This window comes from Enterococcus pallens ATCC BAA-351, assembly GCF_000407485.1.
Classification (GTDB): Bacteria; Bacillota; Bacilli; order Lactobacillales; family Enterococcaceae; genus Enterococcus_A; species Enterococcus_A pallens.
Map to the genome: position 1 here is coordinate 570,014 of NZ_ASWD01000002.1, position 16,196 is coordinate 586,209.

Below are 16,196 nucleotides of genomic sequence, written 5' to 3' on the forward strand. Positions count from 1 at the left end.
TCGTTCACCACCTTGGATTTCATGGTTTCATTTTATGCTCTCAACCCCACTTTTGATATCAAAAAAAGCGAAAAGTCGTTTAATTATGAAACAATATAGAAATTTATATATCATTATCAGCTAATTGCCTTTATTATTGTTACTATATGAAACACCCAGGAGGTTTAAAAGATGAAAACGAAATTTTTAGGAATTGCTCCTTATGAAGAATTGAATCATTCTATGAATGTGGTCAGTGAACAATTTGAAGAGCTGCAGGCAGATATTTACACAGCTGATTTAGAGGAAGGTCAAAAGCTGGCTGTTGAACTGTTTAGCGATGGATACGATGCCATTATTTCCCGAGGTGGAACCGCTGATTTGATTCGTAAAGCTGTATCGATTCCAGTCATTGATGTCTCCATTTCCATTTACGATATTTTAGGTGCCATTCGACTGGCAGAAAATTATACAGCCAATTTTGCGATTGTGGGGTATGCCAGTATTACTGAAAAAGCTCATCTGCTTTGTGATATTTTAGGGTATAAAATTAAAATCATTACCCTGACTAACACAACGGATACCAATAAAATTTTGGATAATTTAGTGGAGGAACAGTATGAAATGATTCTTTGCGATGCCATTACTAATCGGCTGGCCCTAACAAAATCATTAAACACCATCTTGATTACTTCAGGTTTTGATAGTATTAAGCACGCCTTTACCGAAGCTCTAACGATCGCAACCTATTTAAAAAAGGCTCAGCAGGAGTATCAGATGTTAGCTGAAAGCCTGAAAAGCCAACGGTCCGACTGCTTGATTATTGATCAGGAATTCCACGTTCACTTTTCAACCCTTAATCCTGCATTGGAAAAGGCCTTCTTGCTCTTTCTGCAAGCTAAAAAATCATTAGCGGAGGAAAATCAGTACTATACAACGATTCGGGGAAAATCCTATAGTATTGAACTGAAACCGTTGTTGATTGACGAACAGTTTTATTACAGCTGTGCCATCAATACTTCTACTCCACCAATTGTGGGGAATCGCTTAGGAATTCTTTATCAAAAAAGAAGCGAAGTAGAGGAAACCTTAACCACCAAACTACTCTTTACTAAATTTATTCAGGAATCAACCAAGCAAGAGCTGCAAAAGCTGGCTGATCATTATCAAGGTATGATCATTTTTGGTGAATCTGGCACAGCCAAATCTAGTATGGCCTATCAAGCTTACTTAAATAAAAAGACTCATAATAATTTTTTGATCTCCATCGACTCCAAGCTAATCAATGACAAAATGTGGAAATTTCTGGTTAATCCGTCCAACGGGCCATTTGTCGATGTGAACAACACTATTTTAATCGAGCATGTTGAACAGCTTTCCAAACAGGATATTGATCATCTGATCACAATTATTCAAAACACTCGTCTGCTTCAGCGTAACCATGTAATTTTTACTTACGATACCAATCGGGCTCACGAAGCAAGTACTTACGAACAACTGATAACAGAATTAAATTGTGCCAGTATTTATGCGCCTGCTGTCCGCGAGCGTAAAAACGAACTTAGTGTGATTACGACCTTGCTGCTGAATAAAATGAATATTGAGTGCAATAAAGAAATTATGGGCTTTGATCCCAAAGCCATCAAGGAATTCCTAGCCTTTGACTGGCCTGGAAACTTGAATCAGCTGCAAGCAGCCATCAAGGAGTTAGTGATTCATGCTGCAACTCACTACATCACGGAACACCAAGTTAGCGAATTGTTGAAAAAAGAGCGGCTGATTCAATCCTTTTCCACCAGTAATCAAACACCTTTAACCTTGCAGCTTACTGCTGAACAGCCTACTCTGTTTGATTACATTAAGCAGATTGTCTTAAACGTGCTGGAACAAAACAACGGCAACCAAACAAAAACGGCTGAACAACTAGGCATCAGCCGAACCACTCTGTGGCGCTATTTAAAAGAAGAATAAGCATGAGAAGGGCCTGTGGCTTTCTACCACAAGCCCTTCTAAAAGATAAATCCCATAAAAAAACCGCCTGTTTTAGACGGTTAGTTAAAGAAAAGTTAGATTAGAAAACGTCAGCCTTTACCCCGAAAGCAGCTAATTTTTCAGGGTTATAGCCAACACACAAATTGTTCTCATCAAATAAAATCGGGCGATCAATCAAATTGGGATAGGTTCTTAATACTTTCAATAATTCTTCTGGGGACAGATGGCCATAATCCAATGCCAGCTCATTATAAATTGGTGAACCTACCGTAAGGATCTCATCAATATCATCCACCAGCTTTAAAATAGTGGATAACGTCTCTCTTTGCATCGCCTCAGTTTGCAGATTGTAGGATTCAAAATTTACGTTATTCATTTGCAGCAATTTCTTCGTTTTCTGACAGTTGGGGCACCCTGGATCAGACAGTACTTGAATCATTTTTCACTCCTCCACTTCATCTATTTAATTATTAGTACATTTTTTATTCATGCACCATTTACCATATTAGAATGATCATTAATTCTCTTAAAATGTATTATATTTCAAAGTATACACTAGGATAATTAATTGGAGAAGCAAAACCTGTGAAACAATGAGCAATAGTGAGCAAATCGCCTCTTTTTCAGAAATATTCAGCATCAGACGACAAAAATGCCATAATCAAACTGAGCTTTCTAGATCTAGACAAATACTTTTAGCTTTTCTTTTTATTATAAGTAACTCCTTCCTTCTTTAAAATCAAAACCACCCGTGGTAACGGGTGGTTTGCTCTTCGGCTGAAAGCCTCTTTTACCGGCCTTGGCCTAAAAGGCCTTCTGAAGGGGCTTCCTCCCGCACCACTATTACCCACTGATTCTAAAAGAATCTCGGATTATTTCTTTTTGTTTTTTTCTCCTGTAAACGGATCATATTCTTCAAATAATGTTAACTGATCTGCTGCATAATCATCTTGTAATTGATTACGAATATATTCTGCTATCTTCTCCTTGTTTCGTCCGACTGTATCCACGTAATAGCCACGACACCAAAATTTTCGATTCCCATAACGATATTTTAGATTGGAATGACGATCGAATATCATCAAACTACTTTTTCCTTTCAAGTAACCCATGAATTGAGAAATACTTATTTTGGGCGGGACGCTAACAAGTAGGTGAATGTGGTCTTTACAGGCATTTGCTTCGAGAATTTCTACTCCTTTTCGTTCGCATAATTCTCGAATAATCTCGCCGATGCTTTGTTTGTATTTTCCATAGATAATCTGCCTTCTATACTTTGGGGCAAATACAACGTGGTACTTACATCTCCAACTGGTATGTGATAAACTTTCTTTGTCCTTTTTCATAAGGGTACCTCCTAATTTGTTTGCGATGCGGTCGGGAAACCAGCATCAGTTTAACATTCTAGGAGGTTTTTTCACTACCACGCTGGAAGCTCTCCGGAACCACCTGCATAGCAGGTGGTTTTCAAAGCATACAACCAAGAATAAAAACCGTTTCTGTAAAAGAAACGGTTTTACTGTTTTATTCGTCATCGTCCTCATCGTCTGAAGCAATCACTTCATTAACATAGGCAATATTGCTGGCTCCGGCCTGTACTAGAGACATTTCGGTGCCGACTAATTCACTATTTATAAAATCAATGACCATCGGCATATTCATGCCTGCATATAGCTCAATCTCTCTTCCTTCCATAATTAGGCGGGAAACGACATTGCAGGGGGTGCCCCCCATTAAGTCGGCTAATACTACAAAATCCTCCAACCCTTCAATGGCCGCTTCAAATTTTTCGCGGAAATCCTCTGGTGCCTCTGATTCCAGCAAGGCGACCGTATGAATGTTCGCTTGAGGCCCCATGATCATTTCTGTACTTTTTTTCAGCTCTTGGCAAAATAACCCATGGCTGACTAACACTAATTGTTTTCCCACTTGTTGTTCTCTCCCGTCTGAATTATTTAGAAATTACGCCAAAAGCAGATAGAGCAACACAGACGACTAATACGATGAAGATCGCTTTAGTAGAGGTCATATTTTTCTTACCTAGCATCCAATAAACTGCCCCAACGATACCTGCTGGCAATAGACGCGGCAAGATCATATCAAGGTTATTTTGCATATTCAGCGTTACATCACCAATGCTTGGTGCCCATGAGAATTTCACGTTAACCATCGTTGCAACTAAGGCACCTACCATGAATACCCCTAATAAAGTTGCTGCATCTGTCAGTGCTGTTAAACGATGCTGCATAGTCGTAACTAAAGAAATCCCTTCCTTATAAGCAAATTCCAGCTGCTTCCAGCGGAAAATCATTACTGCAATTTGGGCAATAATCCAAATAAAAATACCGGTTGGATTGCCGTTGATTGCCATGTTTGCTGCCAAGGCCCCAAAGATTGTTGGAATCAACGCGGCGAAAATAGAATCCCCAATCGCAGCGAAAGGTCCCATTAAACCAGCTTTTAACCCTGAAACGGTTTCTTTGGCACTGATGCCTTCTTTTTCTTCAATCGCCAAGTCAATCCCAGTGATAATGGTATTGAAAAAGTTGGAGGTATTAAAGAATTGGGTATGGGTCCGCATAACTTCCTTTAATTCTGGTGTATCATCGCCATAAATTTTACGTAATTGCGGCAGAATCGTGTACAAATAACCGGAGCCTTGCATCCGTTCATAGTTCCAGCCTAGCTGGAAAGTGAACAAGCTTCTACGATTGATCTGCTTAAAATCTTCTTTGGTCAATTTGTAATTAGATTTCGTCATCTTCAATTTCCCCCTCGTCTGAATCGTTGCTGCTATGAGAAACCGGACCGCTTGGTATCATTTGCCCATTCTTGTAGCTGATGGCAGCTAAGGCAAATCCGATTAATGCGATTGCTAACATTGGCAATGAGTTGAATACTCCTTCAAAGTCCTTCACTACACTAGCAACTCCGCCACCTAATAATTGCATATTAGTAAATACTGTTCCTAACAAAGCAGTCAATGTGAAGCCTAGAATCAAGTAAGGGAAGTGTTTCTTCACTGGCAAGTAGCGAAGCAGAATCGCAAACCCGACGGCTGGCAATACAGCACCGGCTACGGACAAGCCGTCTCCCAACCATTTCAAATCGCCATTCAAAACGGCTACTACACGTTCAACTAAGCCTCCGCCAAAGGCCAGAGCCAAGAACACTGGAATCATCCGTGATAATGACCAAGGAAGTGCACCCATTAAGAAATTGCGTTCGATGCCTTTGTAATTCATATCTTCAACTAGCTTATCAATTCGATGAGCAAAGTACGTGTTTGCAAACCGGGCCAAAATATCCAGTTGGATCATCAAGCTGGCTACTGGTACCGCAATCGCGGCAATCGCCTGCTCTGGATTCATGCCTAAAGCAACTGAGAAGGCTGTTGCTAAAACCGTACCTGAGTTGGCATCAATTTTGGAGGCTCCTCCGAAGGTTCCAACACCTAATACTGTCAGTTGCATACTACCACCGATAATCAAACCAGCCTTAATATCTCCCATAACCAAACCAGCAAATAAGCCGGCGAAAACTGGTGCACTTAGTGATGAGTAAATTTGCAGCTCATCTAAAATTTGATACCCTGCATATAATGATAATAATAAGATCTGCCACCATAAGATATCCATTTTACTTCCCCCTTATTTCTTCAACAAACTCATGAAGTCTTCTGCTTTATCACTTGGAACCATTTGTGCCACTAAACGAACACCTTTAGCATCTAACTGATTGAATACTTCCACATCCTGATCCACTACATTGATCGACTTCGTAATCGAACGAGTTTCATCAGTTTGCGACATGTTTCCTACATTAATTTCGGTAATTGGCACACCAAGCTCCACTAGCTTCAATAAGCGATCCGGCTTGCGGGCAATAATCAATAAGCGTTGCGAATCATATTTACCAGCTAAAATATTGTTGGCAGCTTTTTCGATTGGCAATACACTCAGCTTTACCCCAGCAGGAGTAGCTAGCTTTAAGCCGCTCTTTTCAATATCATTTGTGGCAACCTCATCGTCTACTACCATAATGCGGCTAATATTCAATTTCGTTGTCCATAAATTTGCTACCTGTCCGTGAATCAAGCGTCCATCAATTCTTACTCCGATAATACTCATTTTTCTCCCTCTTTCATTTCTTTATAAATTGGTTTTGCGGTTAATTGAATTTCTGACTGATACTTGCCTTCAGTTTCAAAGACAATAATTTCATTGCTTCCTGCTTTTAAATAGCCCTTAGGAATATACAAGGACAATGTCGGTCCAACTTCCCAAAAACGACCAATGTTTACCTGATTGACAAACACAACGCCTTTACCAAATCCTGACAGATCAATAAAACAATCTTCTCTATCTGACAGCTCTACATTGTAACGATAAAAGCTTGGCTGCTGCGGCTGCCAGTCTTTGGAAAAATCAATTTGTGCAGGATTGTCTAACGGCAGGCAGTACTGCTGCCACTGGGTAATAAAATGCAAATCTGCCATCACACCATTGCGAATACCTTTACGCTGCGTATCTGCAAACAATTTATGTCCATAATTTACACGACCCATATTTTCCATCAAAATATCCAACTGATTTTCCGGCTGCTCCAGCTCTACAAAAATGTCTTCACCAATTTCCGTTTGATATTGCGTTGCTTGCCACGTTTCGTTTAAATACAGCTGCGCTCGATCACGACCATCAATAATACGAATTCTTTCTTTTTCAGCGTCCTTTTGAATCGTTGTTCGGTATAGCAGATAACCAGTATTTTGTCCCAGCTCCTCCATTCCCTGTGTATATTGGGAGCAGATCGGCTGACTTACTGTGTGCAAGGTTGCGAATAAGCTGACTTTGCCAGTTAACGGGATCGCTTTGGCTTCTGTCGCTTTCTTAATTAGCGGTTCCAGCTGCTGCAGTTCAGGATAGGTCTCGTGAATCATTCGCTGAATTGCGTAATACTTCTCTGTTGGATTCCCTTGTTCATCTAGCGGTGCGCCATAATCGTAAGAAGTAATTTGCGGCAAATCAATCGTCCCTCTTGCTGAACAGCCATTCATAAAGCCGAAGTTCGTGCCGCCGTGGAACATATACAAGTTGATGCTGCCGATGGCTAAGGCTTCCTTGATTGCTTCGGCTAATTCTTCGGCATCTCTTTGCACAATCGGTTCCTTCCAGCGGTTAAACCAGCCATCCCAAAATTCCATGCACATCAGCGGCCATTTCTTGTCGTGCTCAGCGAAAAAATTTTCCATATCAGCAAAGTTTTCTTTCGCCTTCGAGCCAAAATTCCCTGTGACTAAGATATCTTCATCGATCATGCTGCCGGCTCGCAAGGTTGCCCGCCAAGGCCCATCTGAAGTAAAGAAGGGAACATCAATGCCTCTTTCTTTCATCAAATCACGAACGGCCCTCAAATATTTTTTGTCTTCACCAAAGGAACCGTATTCATTTTCAATCTGAATCATCAGGATGTTGCCACCCTGAGTTATCTGATGGGGAACAATTTTTTCCATCAAGACATCATAATAATCAGCCACATGCTGCAAGTAAGCTGGATCAGACGAACGAATTCTAATTCGTTCATTTAACAGCCACGCTGGAAATCCGCCAAACTCCCATTCCGCACAAATGTATGGCGAGGGTCGAACGATTGCATATAAGCCTAATTCCTCTGCGGTCTTTAGAAATTTCTCTAAATCCAGCAGGCCTTCAAAGTGATACGCTCCTTTTTTCGGCTCATGCAGATTCCAAGGGACATAGGTTTCGACAGTATTAAAGCCTAATGCCTTTAAGTTATACAAGGAATGATACCAATCACTTGGATGAACCCGAAAATAATGAATGGCGCCTGACATAATCTTAAAGGGCTGACCATTTAGTAAAAAATCCTCTTTTATTTCAAAAGTATTCAACAATAGCTCCTCCTAGGAAACGTTTTCAGTATATTAATATACTAAATTCTATCAAATAAAAAGTCAACAGTTTTATTTACTCAAACTTGTGGTAAAATCATGGTTGAAAGGGTATACGAAAAAATACTAAGCAAATTTTTAGGATTTATTCATAATTGGAGGCAAAGCAAATGACAATCCCAAAATACCAGATCATTAAAGATGAGCTGAAACAACAAATCATAGCCGGTCGATTCGAGAATGGCGATAAATTTTACACCGAAGCTGAATTAGTCAAAATGTTTAATGTCAGCTCCATCACAGTCATTCGGGCGTTAAACGAACTAGTAAAAGATGGTTTTATTGTTCGCCACCAAGGCCGCGGCTCCTTTGTTTCCCGAGCTCGCAAAGGCAAGCTGGTGGAGTTTTCCGACATTGAGTTGTTTCCGATCAATCATGATCAGGTAAAGGTTCTTAGTATTACCCGAGGCAATGATCCAGAATACCTTAATCGGCTGGGGCTGACAGAAACAGCCTTTTACTACTGTATTGAACGGGTTCGCACCACTGGAGACGTTCCTTATATTTATCACCAAACCTATTTACCAGAGCAATATGTGAATCCTAACTATCCTGATTTAAGCTACTATAATTCGATTTACCAACGCTTTAAGCTGGATTACAATATTCACATGAACGATGAATCCTTCGTCGAAACCAATGAAATTAAGTTCCCTGCACCAGCTAAGGCCTGTGAAAAGCTGCAGATCATTAAGGAAGAACCTGTGGTCTTGCAAGTCAGGATAACTAAACGAAAAGATACTGAGCAAATTCTTGAATACGTTGAAACCTTCAAAAAATGGAATTTCTACAAAATTGAATTGGTTTCTAACTCTAACTAGTTTGATTAAGCTGACTGCTTAATCAAGCTTTTTTACGTTGATTTTTTTCACTAGCTGATGGAAATCGGCTGGATCCACGTGTCCCGTTTTCACCTGCAGGGCATTAGCCATTCCAGCTGCCATGCATTCTTTCATAATCAACTTAGGATCGTGATCCTGAGAAAGACCATACGCCAAACCAGCAATCGTTGCATCTCCAGAGCCCACCGGATTCACCACCTGAATCCTGGGAATCTCTACTTGGTAACATTCATTTTGGTATTTAATCAATGCGCCAGCTTTGCCTAAAGAAACTACGATCCACTCAATCCCTTGAAAGATCGGCTGCTGCAAAGCTGTCGTAATTTCTGCCAAACGATCAATCGCCAGCTTTTTTTCTAACAGATCGCTTAATTCATCTAAATTCGGTTTAATCAAATAGGGTTTAACCTCACCAGCTAGAACCTGCTTCAGACTTTCACCAGAGGTATCTACTAAAACTCTTACTTGCTGTTCAGCTGCCAGTTTTACCAATGTTTGATAGAAATTACTAGGCAGTCCTTTCGCTAAACTGCCGGAAATAGTGACTAGCTGAGCTTCCTTTATAAGCTGTTGGTATTTTTCCAAAAAGGTTTGCTGCTCCGCTTGGCTGACAGTCGGCCCAGCTTCTAAGATTTCCGTTTGATTGCCTTCATGCAAGATGGCAATCGAATCACGAGTTTCACCTTCGATTGAGGTAAAATCATGAGTAATCGCCTCTTGATCTAACTGTTGCGCCAAAAACTTGCCATGAAATCCGCCTAATACTCCTGTTGCCGTGACCTCACCACCTAAATCGTGAATTACGCGGGTAACATTCAGGCCTTTTCCTCCAGGTGTCTTGGTTACCTGCTTCACCCGATTCACCTTATCTAGGACAAACCGATCTAGCGGATAAGAAATATCAATGGAAGGGTTCATGGTTACGGTTAAGATCATATGCTCTCCCCCCTAATCAAGAACTTCTGCTTTATCATGCCATGAGCTGGCGGTTTGACTAACAATCCGATTCAAGCTTTCGATGTTTTCACGACCAGTGGTTTGCAGCCATTGGCGACCAGCTGCTTCGCCGGATTCAATAAATGGTTTCACCCCATTTTTCCAGGTTGCTCGACCACATAACACACCATTAAAGGTAGAACCAGCCTCTTTAGCAAATACTAAGGTCTGTTGGAACAGCTCCGTTGAAACACCTGCACTTAAGAAGATAAATGGCAGCTCCGTTGCCTGACTTTGCTCTGCGAAATAAGCAGCAGCTTCTTCTTTGGTATACGCTGTTTCTCCTGAGGCAAAGCCTTCAACAAAGTTCATATTCACTGGTACTTCTACTTTAAGAACATCGACCTTGTATTGCGGCTTCGAAAATTCTTCCATCATAGCATTAACTTTATGAGGTTTTACTTTGGCATATTCCAATGAATTGGCATCACTATTTTGGGCATCGTAAGACACTAATTCCAGGTAGAAAGGTAAGTTTTCTGCTGCACATTCACTGCCAAGACGTTCAATAAATACGTGCTTTTGATGATTAATGGCTGCAGCTTCATCCACATCATAGTAAAGTAAGAATTTGATCGCATCAGCGCCCTGCTCTTTAAGCCGCAGGACGGACCAGTCAGCCAATAAATCAGGCAAACGTCCTGGGGTGGTAGCATCATAACCGGTTTTTTCATACGCTAGCAGCAAGCCTGCTTCTTTGTGACGCGCCTTAGCTGCCGGCAATCCATATTCAGGATCCAACAAGATAGCTGAGGCATAGGGAGTTAGCTCACTAGATACCAGCTCTTTAAATTCCTCAATATGCTGATCTGTTGGTTCTACCTCCAATGCTTTAATCATTTTTCTTAACGCGCCTCGTTGATCAATGGCTAAGGCACTAATAATTCCGTCTTTGGTTGATAAACGGTCCATCGCAGCCTTTTTTTCTTTTGTTAATTTCAGCATCTTCTACCGTCCTCCTAGTTGTTGAATTCATGAATCGTAACGCCTTTAACTACCCGATTAACTGTGCCAGTAGGAGAAGGAGTATCTGGTTTATTGGCTACTTTAATTGAAGTCAGCAAAGCCACAGTTTGGGCAACCATTACATAAGCTAAAGCTAAATACCCATCTGGCAGCAAGGTTGAATCCGCTGCAAATTCAAAAGTATCACCAGTAAAGTTCCGGTCGCCTGGTTGAGTAATCGCAAATGTTCCCACAGCGATGCCGTCTTCCTTAACTTCCTCCAGCACATCCAGGTCATAATCCCGCGTGTATGGCTGATTGTTCACAAAACCGAACATCAAGGTTTGTTCGTTAATAAATGATTTTGGTCCATGACGGAAGCCCATGGAGGAATCAAAAACAGTCGCTACCTTACCAGCAGTTAATTCCAAAATTTTCAACTGTGCTTCCCGGGTTAAACCAGACAAGCTGCCTGAGCCCACATAAACAATTCGATTAAAATCACGGTCAACGATGGCTTGAATTTCTGCTTCGCGACTAATCACTTCCCGGCCTAATTTAGCCATTACTTCAATGTAGCCTTGCTTTTCAACAAGCTCGGTTTCATCAAAGGTCAGTAAAGCCCCCAAGGTCATGCAAGTAAAGCTGCCAGTCATAGCAAAGCCGTCGTCATTAGAACGTTCTGGCATTAGGAATAACAAGCTGCGTTCGTCGTTGCGGCTGATTTCAGCCAAACGACCTGATTCAGCACAAGTAATCGTTAAATGATGCAACGTATCAACTGCTTTATTCGCTACTTCAATCGCTGCAATACTTTCTGGACTGTTGCCGCTGCGGCCAAAGGAAACCAGTAAGGTTGGCACATCTTGCAGCAAATATTCCTGCGGTGCCGCTACGATGTCGGTAGTTCCGATGCTTTCAAAAATAAAATCCTGATGATTCCCATGAGCCCTTAAGTAAGGAACCAACGTATCCCCTACATATTGTGAAGTTCCAGCACCTGTAAAAATTACGCGCGTTTTTGCTCCTTTGGCTTGTTGCTTTACTTCAGCTAAAAAGGCTTGTAGGTTGGCTTGCTCTTTTTGGTACAGCGTTAAGGTTTCTTCCCATAAATCGGGTTGTTGACGAATTTCCCGCGTGGTAATTTCCGCCCCCATTTTTTCTAATTCTTCAGTAGACAATGAATACATGCTTAACTCTCCTCGTATTAAATAAGTTAGTTTACTATCAACAGACAGCTTAATTGGTTCGAATGTGGCGAATGTGGTAATGAAATTGATCCGCCCGTGCCACACTCAGCGTAAATTCAATAATTTCATTTTTCATATTGTAGGTCGATCGAGCTAAATGCAGAACCGGTGATCCTTCATGAATCCCTAGCAGCTTGGCATCATCCTTTTGTGCGATGCTGGCATACAGCTCTTCATCCGCTAGACGAACCGTTTGATTGAAATCTTCTGAGAACAAATCATAAAGCGGCTTACGTCGCAGCATGGTTTCGTCCAAGGATAAAAATAGTTTTACTGGCAAGTATGAATCCTCCACCATCAATGGCTCACGATCCGCTAAGCGCAGACGGCTAAGCTTGAAAACTGCTTCTCCCAACGGCAAATTCATGTGCTGGGCAATGTACTTGTCCGCTTCGATCTTTTCAAAGGATAAAATGCGTGTCTCAGGATTACGTCCTAAGCTGCGCATTTGTTCAGTAAAGCTGTACGCTCCTGCCAAATCTGCTGCATTCTTCGTTAAGTCCGAGACAAAGGTTCCCTTTCCATGCCGCCGATAAATATAGCCGGTTGCTTCTAATTCCTGCAGAGCCAAACGAACCGTCGTCCGACTAACTCCGTATTGTGCCGTCAATTCCCTTTCAGACGGCAGTTTGTCATGGGGAACCATGCTGCTTTCGATCCGTTCCTTCAGCAGGTCCACCAATTGATAGTACAAAGCTTTGTTTTTAAAGGAATTTTCCATTGTTGTTCTCCCACCTTCGTAACTGGTTATAACCACAAGACAAGTGTAAGGTGGTCTTTTAAAAGCTGTCAAGAAATAATTATTAAGCGGTTACAAAAAATCAATTCACATAAGCTGAGCTATTGATATACAAGGGTTTTATAAAACCGATTTATTATTAATGTTTTCTCATTTTTATTTTCTCTTTGTTTTACTCCCTTAAAAAAAGACCAAAATCTAATACCAGTTAGGGAATTTAGGTGAAAAATACCACTGATCTCAAAACTAAATTTAAGACCAGTGGTATGCTTTTTGTCCATTAAAAATGCAAGGTGAAGCTGGAAATTTCTGGCGGCACACCGAGACGAGCATGAATCGCTGTCGTTCCCAGGCCAGTGTTTACATACAGTTGCGTGTAGTCGCTTAATTCATATAAGCCGCGAACGTATTTCTCCGCTAAGACATTTTTCACCTGATAAAAAGGCAAGCGAACCTGACCGCCGTGACTATGACCAGCTAATACCAGTTGCGTGTTGGTTCCGATAAAGCCATCTGCCACATCCGGTTCATGAGTAAGTAAAATCGAATAATCGTACCCTTGACGATAAGCCAAGGTTCCAGAAATGGAGGGATTCCCTAACAAGGAATCATCCAAGCCCCCAATAAAAACCTGTTTGCCATTAGCGAGAGTGATCGTTTCACCTGTATTTTGCAGGACTTCAAAATTGGCCGCATTCATCACCTGCTGATACACTCGTGAAGCTCCGCCGCCATAATCATGATTGCCCCAGACTGCGTATTTTCCCATGGTTGCCTTCATTTGACTCAGCTTATCGATGATTTCCTGTTCATGATTGTACTGAGCATAATTATCGAATAAATCGCCGGTAAATACGATGATATCGGGATTTTCTTGATTTACCTTTTTGATTACTTTATCCAAGCGATTGGTCGCGTAGCTTTCCGACACTTGAATATCTGAAAGCTGCACGACTTTTAACTCAGCTGGCTTGCTTTGATCCCCCAGCTCTAGACGGTGAACGACTGCTAAATTCGGTTCAATTTTGAAAGCATAAAAGGGAATAAATACCAGCAGCAGTAGCAGGCCGATCATTATTTTTCGTCTCATTCGTTCCCTGCTTTCTGATTCTCAATCACTGTTTGTTTTCCGTGATTGGTAATTAATGCGGTGTGAGGCTGCAGGCTGGTGTCTTTCACCTGCTGCACCTGATCTGAGAAATTCGCAATTACTGATAGATCGTCGCCGTATTTGGTTTCCTGTACCAATTTGTCTTCGGTTAAATAAGTAAAGTCTGTCATTTCTTGATTGATTGCTGCTGTTTGGAATGCTTGCCAATGCTTGGTGTTCGCAACGATATCCTGCTTCCGTTTCTGCCAAGTTGCTGCATCTAAATGCAGCAATGGTGGTACGTTGTACAAGTATTCCTTCAATCGGCGATTTTGCACTTCGTCCTGAATTTTATAGCTGTCCCACTCCCAGTGATGCGTCGTAATTACTGATTCGTTGTACACTAACTTATACAAAGGCACACTATACTCTGGATCAATCGTAGTGGCTTTATATTCTTCTTTGATCGGTACTTGCTTGCTGTACCGTTCGGGAATACCATCTGATAGTGATGCATATCCGCCAACATAATAGGGGCTTTCTTTGTTTTCCCGCATATCAGGATCACTCCAGGCAATAACCGGTGTTTCCAGCCCATGAGCAAAAACCATGCCTTGGTTAAAGTAATCATTTCCGGTTTCTGAACCGACTACCATCCCGTTATCCGCAAGGCCGTCAGCGCGTTTTAGTCGCGCCTTCACATCTTCATTAATTGAAGTTGGATGCTTCGGATTGAAATCATTGTAAATTTCTCCAGCTGCATCGGTATCTAAAAACCACGTGTTAAAAGGAACTTCCTTTGAGGCCACTTGCTTCAGACGATAGTGCCATTCATCGGGAATCAAGGTTTGATTCACCTTGCGTCCTTTGCCAAGAAAACCAGAAACATATTCACCAGAAGGCTTCATGATAGTTTTATTATTGTAAACATCAGGATTGTCTTTGAAGCCAGCTGTGTTCCAATCAAGTGATGGTGTTTCGTGAATCGACTGATAGGAATCATAAGGCCCGATTAGGTAATCGTCCTTCTTCGCTGTTTGAACAAACGCAGGATTGATTAAGCCTTCATTCCAATTGGCCAGGCCAACCCAAGCATGCTCAATCCCGCTTTTTTTCATTTCCTGAATTACATTTGTACTAGTTTGCTGTCCCCACTGCTCTAACGGTTTAGTACTATCTGCCAGTTCTTCTTTAAGCAGCTGCTTGTTAATCGAAAAGCTGCGTTCAGTTGGCATCTCGGTTTTAACACTTTTTAGATAGTTTTGATCCTTTTGGTCTAAGGTCGGAAATACTTCCGGATTATAAAAATCTGGATAGGCCAAGACTGTATTCAACCCAGTCAAAATCGTATTCTTCTCATATTTGTAAGCTTCTCCTTGCTGCAAAGCGGCTATGGCCTGATCAAACTCTTCCCGACCATCCTCTGAATGCTCCGCTAATAAATCTCCCACCTGCTGAAACAGCTTTTGATGGTCTTCCTTTTGCAGTTTTTGCCAGTTTACATCCTCGGTAGTCAAAATGCGGCTTTGCCAGAAATAAATATGAGGTGCTCCGATTAATTTGTTCACGTCTGGAGTCGTTTTGGCTTTTTCCGCCAGCGAAGTGAATTGATTTTTTTCAATCCGATTCTTTTGGTAAAGCTTCGCTACCGCCACTGGGTTGTTTTCTGATAAATAAATATCATAGGTTTGCGCCTGCTTACGATTGAAACGGTTGAGGTTGGTTTTTAATTGAAAATCCAGCTTAGGTGTTTCAGAATCTTCGTCCAGCTCTTGGTTAAAATTGTTCTCCATGATGACAGTTGCCGCCGTATCCTTTTGAGCGGCTGCCAGAAAGGACATGGAGAAACTCTCATTTAGATCCAGTTCATTGTTTTCCTGGAAATAGCTTTGCCAGCTGGCATTGTCAGCCGGAATGCTTTTGCCTTCGCCAATTGGCAGGTAATAGTGGTCTCCTTGAATTTTTGGAAATTCGATCACTTCAGCCTTCTCCGATTGAGGCGTTACCTTTACCTGCAGGTGATCGTCTTGTTTGGTGACAGCTACGTGCAAGCCTTTTTCCGGATATTCCCACGAAATACGGTTTTTGTTTTTTTTGACATTAGCCACTGCTTCCGGCTGGTTGCCGCCAAAGGTAAATTGATGATCCTTAGCAGTCAGCTTCAGCTGAAAGGTAGCAGGATCGATAGCAAAATCAACGTCCTTAATGCTGTATTTAGCGTCTTCTTTAGCAATCTTCTTGGCATCAAAGCTTAAAGAAAGCTGCTCTGACTGATCCTTTTTTGAATGAGTAACTACAGCTGCCAAACTGCCGGCTGATAAAAGCAATGCCGCTGTCAAGCCGCCAATAATTAGTTTCTTTTTCGTTTTGTTTTCCAATGGTTGTTCCTCCT

The 16,196-nt window shown here is 41.6% G+C and carries 15 protein-coding genes; 2 read left to right on the forward strand and 13 right to left on the reverse strand.

Going from position 1 to position 16,196, the window contains the following annotated elements; genetic code table 11:
- Nucleotides 1-171 precede the first annotated feature (171 nt).
- A complete protein-coding gene (locus tag I588_RS09280) occupies nt 172-1,950 on the forward strand; it encodes a PrpR N-terminal domain-containing protein (protein ID WP_010755292.1) in 1,779 nt (592 codons plus the stop codon).
- 100 nt (nt 1,951-2,050) lie between these two features.
- Here I588_RS09280 and I588_RS09285 read toward each other — a convergent pair whose 3' ends face one another.
- From I588_RS09285 to I588_RS09315, 7 genes are all read right to left on the reverse strand, one after another.
- Nucleotides 2,051-2,410, reverse strand: a complete 360-nt coding sequence (locus I588_RS09285; protein WP_010755291.1) for an ArsC/Spx/MgsR family protein — start codon at nt 2,408-2,410, stop codon at nt 2,051-2,053.
- A gap of 433 nt (nt 2,411-2,843) precedes the next feature.
- Nucleotides 2,844-3,317, reverse strand: a complete 474-nt coding sequence (tnpA, locus tag I588_RS09290) for an IS200/IS605 family transposase (protein WP_010755290.1) — start codon at nt 3,315-3,317, stop codon at nt 2,844-2,846.
- Nucleotides 3,318-3,495: 178 nt separating this feature from the next.
- On the reverse strand, nt 3,496-3,900 hold the full coding sequence (locus I588_RS09295; protein ID WP_010755289.1) for a PTS sugar transporter subunit IIA: 405 nt from the start codon (nt 3,898-3,900) through the stop codon (nt 3,496-3,498).
- 22 nt (nt 3,901-3,922) lie between these two features.
- Nucleotides 3,923-4,732: a PTS system mannose/fructose/sorbose family transporter subunit IID gene (locus tag I588_RS09300; protein WP_010755288.1), complete on the reverse strand. Its 810-nt coding sequence runs from the start codon at nt 4,730-4,732 to the stop codon at nt 3,923-3,925.
- Nucleotides 4,719-5,609, reverse strand: coding sequence for a PTS mannose/fructose/sorbose/N-acetylgalactosamine transporter subunit IIC (locus I588_RS09305; protein WP_010755287.1), 891 nt, complete (start codon nt 5,607-5,609; stop codon nt 4,719-4,721). The genes I588_RS09300 and I588_RS09305 overlap by 14 nt, the downstream gene beginning before the upstream one ends.
- A gap of 12 nt (nt 5,610-5,621) precedes the next feature.
- On the reverse strand, nt 5,622-6,101 hold the full coding sequence (locus I588_RS09310; RefSeq protein WP_010755286.1) for a PTS sugar transporter subunit IIB: 480 nt from the start codon (nt 6,099-6,101) through the stop codon (nt 5,622-5,624).
- Entirely contained in the window at nt 6,098-7,882 is a 1,785-nt protein-coding gene (locus I588_RS09315) for a glycoside hydrolase family 35 protein (protein WP_034692309.1), read from the reverse strand. Before I588_RS09315 ends, I588_RS09310 begins: the two co-directional genes overlap by 4 nt.
- Before the next feature lie 170 nt (nt 7,883-8,052).
- Between I588_RS09315 and I588_RS09320 the strand changes: the two genes are divergently transcribed.
- On the forward strand, nt 8,053-8,763 hold the full coding sequence (locus I588_RS09320; protein ID WP_010755284.1) for a GntR family transcriptional regulator: 711 nt from the start codon (nt 8,053-8,055) through the stop codon (nt 8,761-8,763).
- Between the two features lie 18 nt (nt 8,764-8,781).
- On the opposite strand, the gene I588_RS09325 is transcribed toward I588_RS09320, so the two are convergent.
- The 6 genes from I588_RS09325 to I588_RS09350 all read right to left on the reverse strand — a co-directional run bounded on the left by I588_RS09325 (nt 8,782) and on the right by I588_RS09350 (nt 16,182).
- A complete protein-coding gene (locus I588_RS09325) occupies nt 8,782-9,720 on the reverse strand; it encodes a hexose kinase (RefSeq protein ID WP_010755283.1) in 939 nt (312 codons plus the stop codon).
- A gap of 12 nt (nt 9,721-9,732) precedes the next feature.
- Entirely contained in the window at nt 9,733-10,725 is a 993-nt protein-coding gene (gene lacD, locus I588_RS09330; protein ID WP_010755282.1) for a tagatose-bisphosphate aldolase, read from the reverse strand.
- Nucleotides 10,726-10,739: 14 nt separating this feature from the next.
- Complete coding sequence (locus I588_RS09335; protein ID WP_010755281.1) at nt 10,740-11,915, reverse strand: SIS domain-containing protein; 1,176 nt, start codon at nt 11,913-11,915, stop codon at nt 10,740-10,742.
- Between the two features lie 49 nt (nt 11,916-11,964).
- Nucleotides 11,965-12,696 carry a GntR family transcriptional regulator gene (locus I588_RS09340; protein ID WP_010755280.1) on the reverse strand — a complete coding sequence of 244 codons (732 nt, stop codon included), beginning with the start codon at nt 12,694-12,696 and terminating at the stop codon, nt 11,965-11,967.
- Nucleotides 12,697-12,994: 298 nt separating this feature from the next.
- Nucleotides 12,995-13,804, reverse strand: a complete 810-nt coding sequence (locus tag I588_RS09345) for a metallophosphoesterase (protein WP_010755279.1) — start codon at nt 13,802-13,804, stop codon at nt 12,995-12,997.
- Nucleotides 13,801-16,182, reverse strand: a complete 2,382-nt coding sequence (locus tag I588_RS09350) for a glycoside hydrolase (RefSeq protein WP_010755278.1) — start codon at nt 16,180-16,182, stop codon at nt 13,801-13,803. The genes I588_RS09345 and I588_RS09350 overlap by 4 nt, the downstream gene beginning before the upstream one ends.
- Nucleotides 16,183-16,196 lie beyond the last annotated feature (14 nt).

Excerpts from the sequence above, each read along its gene's own strand:
- I588_RS09285 (WP_010755291.1), bottom strand. The coding sequence starts at position 2,410 with ATGATTCAAGTACTGTCTGATCCAGGGTGCCCCAACTGTCAGAAAACG.
- I588_RS09340 (WP_010755280.1), bottom strand. The coding sequence starts at position 12,696 with ATGGAAAATTCCTTTAAAAACAAAGCTTTGTACTATCAATTGGTGGAC.
- lacD (WP_010755282.1), bottom strand. The coding sequence starts at position 10,725 with ATGCTGAAATTAACAAAAGAAAAAAAGGCTGCGATGGACCGTTTATCA.
- I588_RS09280 (WP_010755292.1), top strand. The coding sequence starts at position 172 with ATGAAAACGAAATTTTTAGGAATTGCTCCTTATGAAGAATTGAATCAT.
- I588_RS09320 (WP_010755284.1), top strand. The coding sequence starts at position 8,053 with ATGACAATCCCAAAATACCAGATCATTAAAGATGAGCTGAAACAACAA.
- I588_RS09345 (WP_010755279.1), bottom strand. The coding sequence starts at position 13,804 with ATGAGACGAAAAATAATGATCGGCCTGCTACTGCTGCTGGTATTTATT.
- I588_RS09305 (WP_010755287.1), bottom strand. The coding sequence starts at position 5,609 with ATGGATATCTTATGGTGGCAGATCTTATTATTATCATTATATGCAGGG.
- I588_RS09335 (WP_010755281.1), bottom strand. The coding sequence starts at position 11,915 with ATGTATTCATTGTCTACTGAAGAATTAGAAAAAATGGGGGCGGAAATT.
- tnpA (WP_010755290.1), bottom strand. The coding sequence starts at position 3,317 with ATGAAAAAGGACAAAGAAAGTTTATCACATACCAGTTGGAGATGTAAG.
- I588_RS09300 (WP_010755288.1), bottom strand. The coding sequence starts at position 4,732 with ATGACGAAATCTAATTACAAATTGACCAAAGAAGATTTTAAGCAGATC.
- I588_RS09325 (WP_010755283.1), bottom strand. The coding sequence starts at position 9,720 with ATGATCTTAACCGTAACCATGAACCCTTCCATTGATATTTCTTATCCG.
- I588_RS09310 (WP_010755286.1), bottom strand. The coding sequence starts at position 6,101 with ATGAGTATTATCGGAGTAAGAATTGATGGACGCTTGATTCACGGACAG.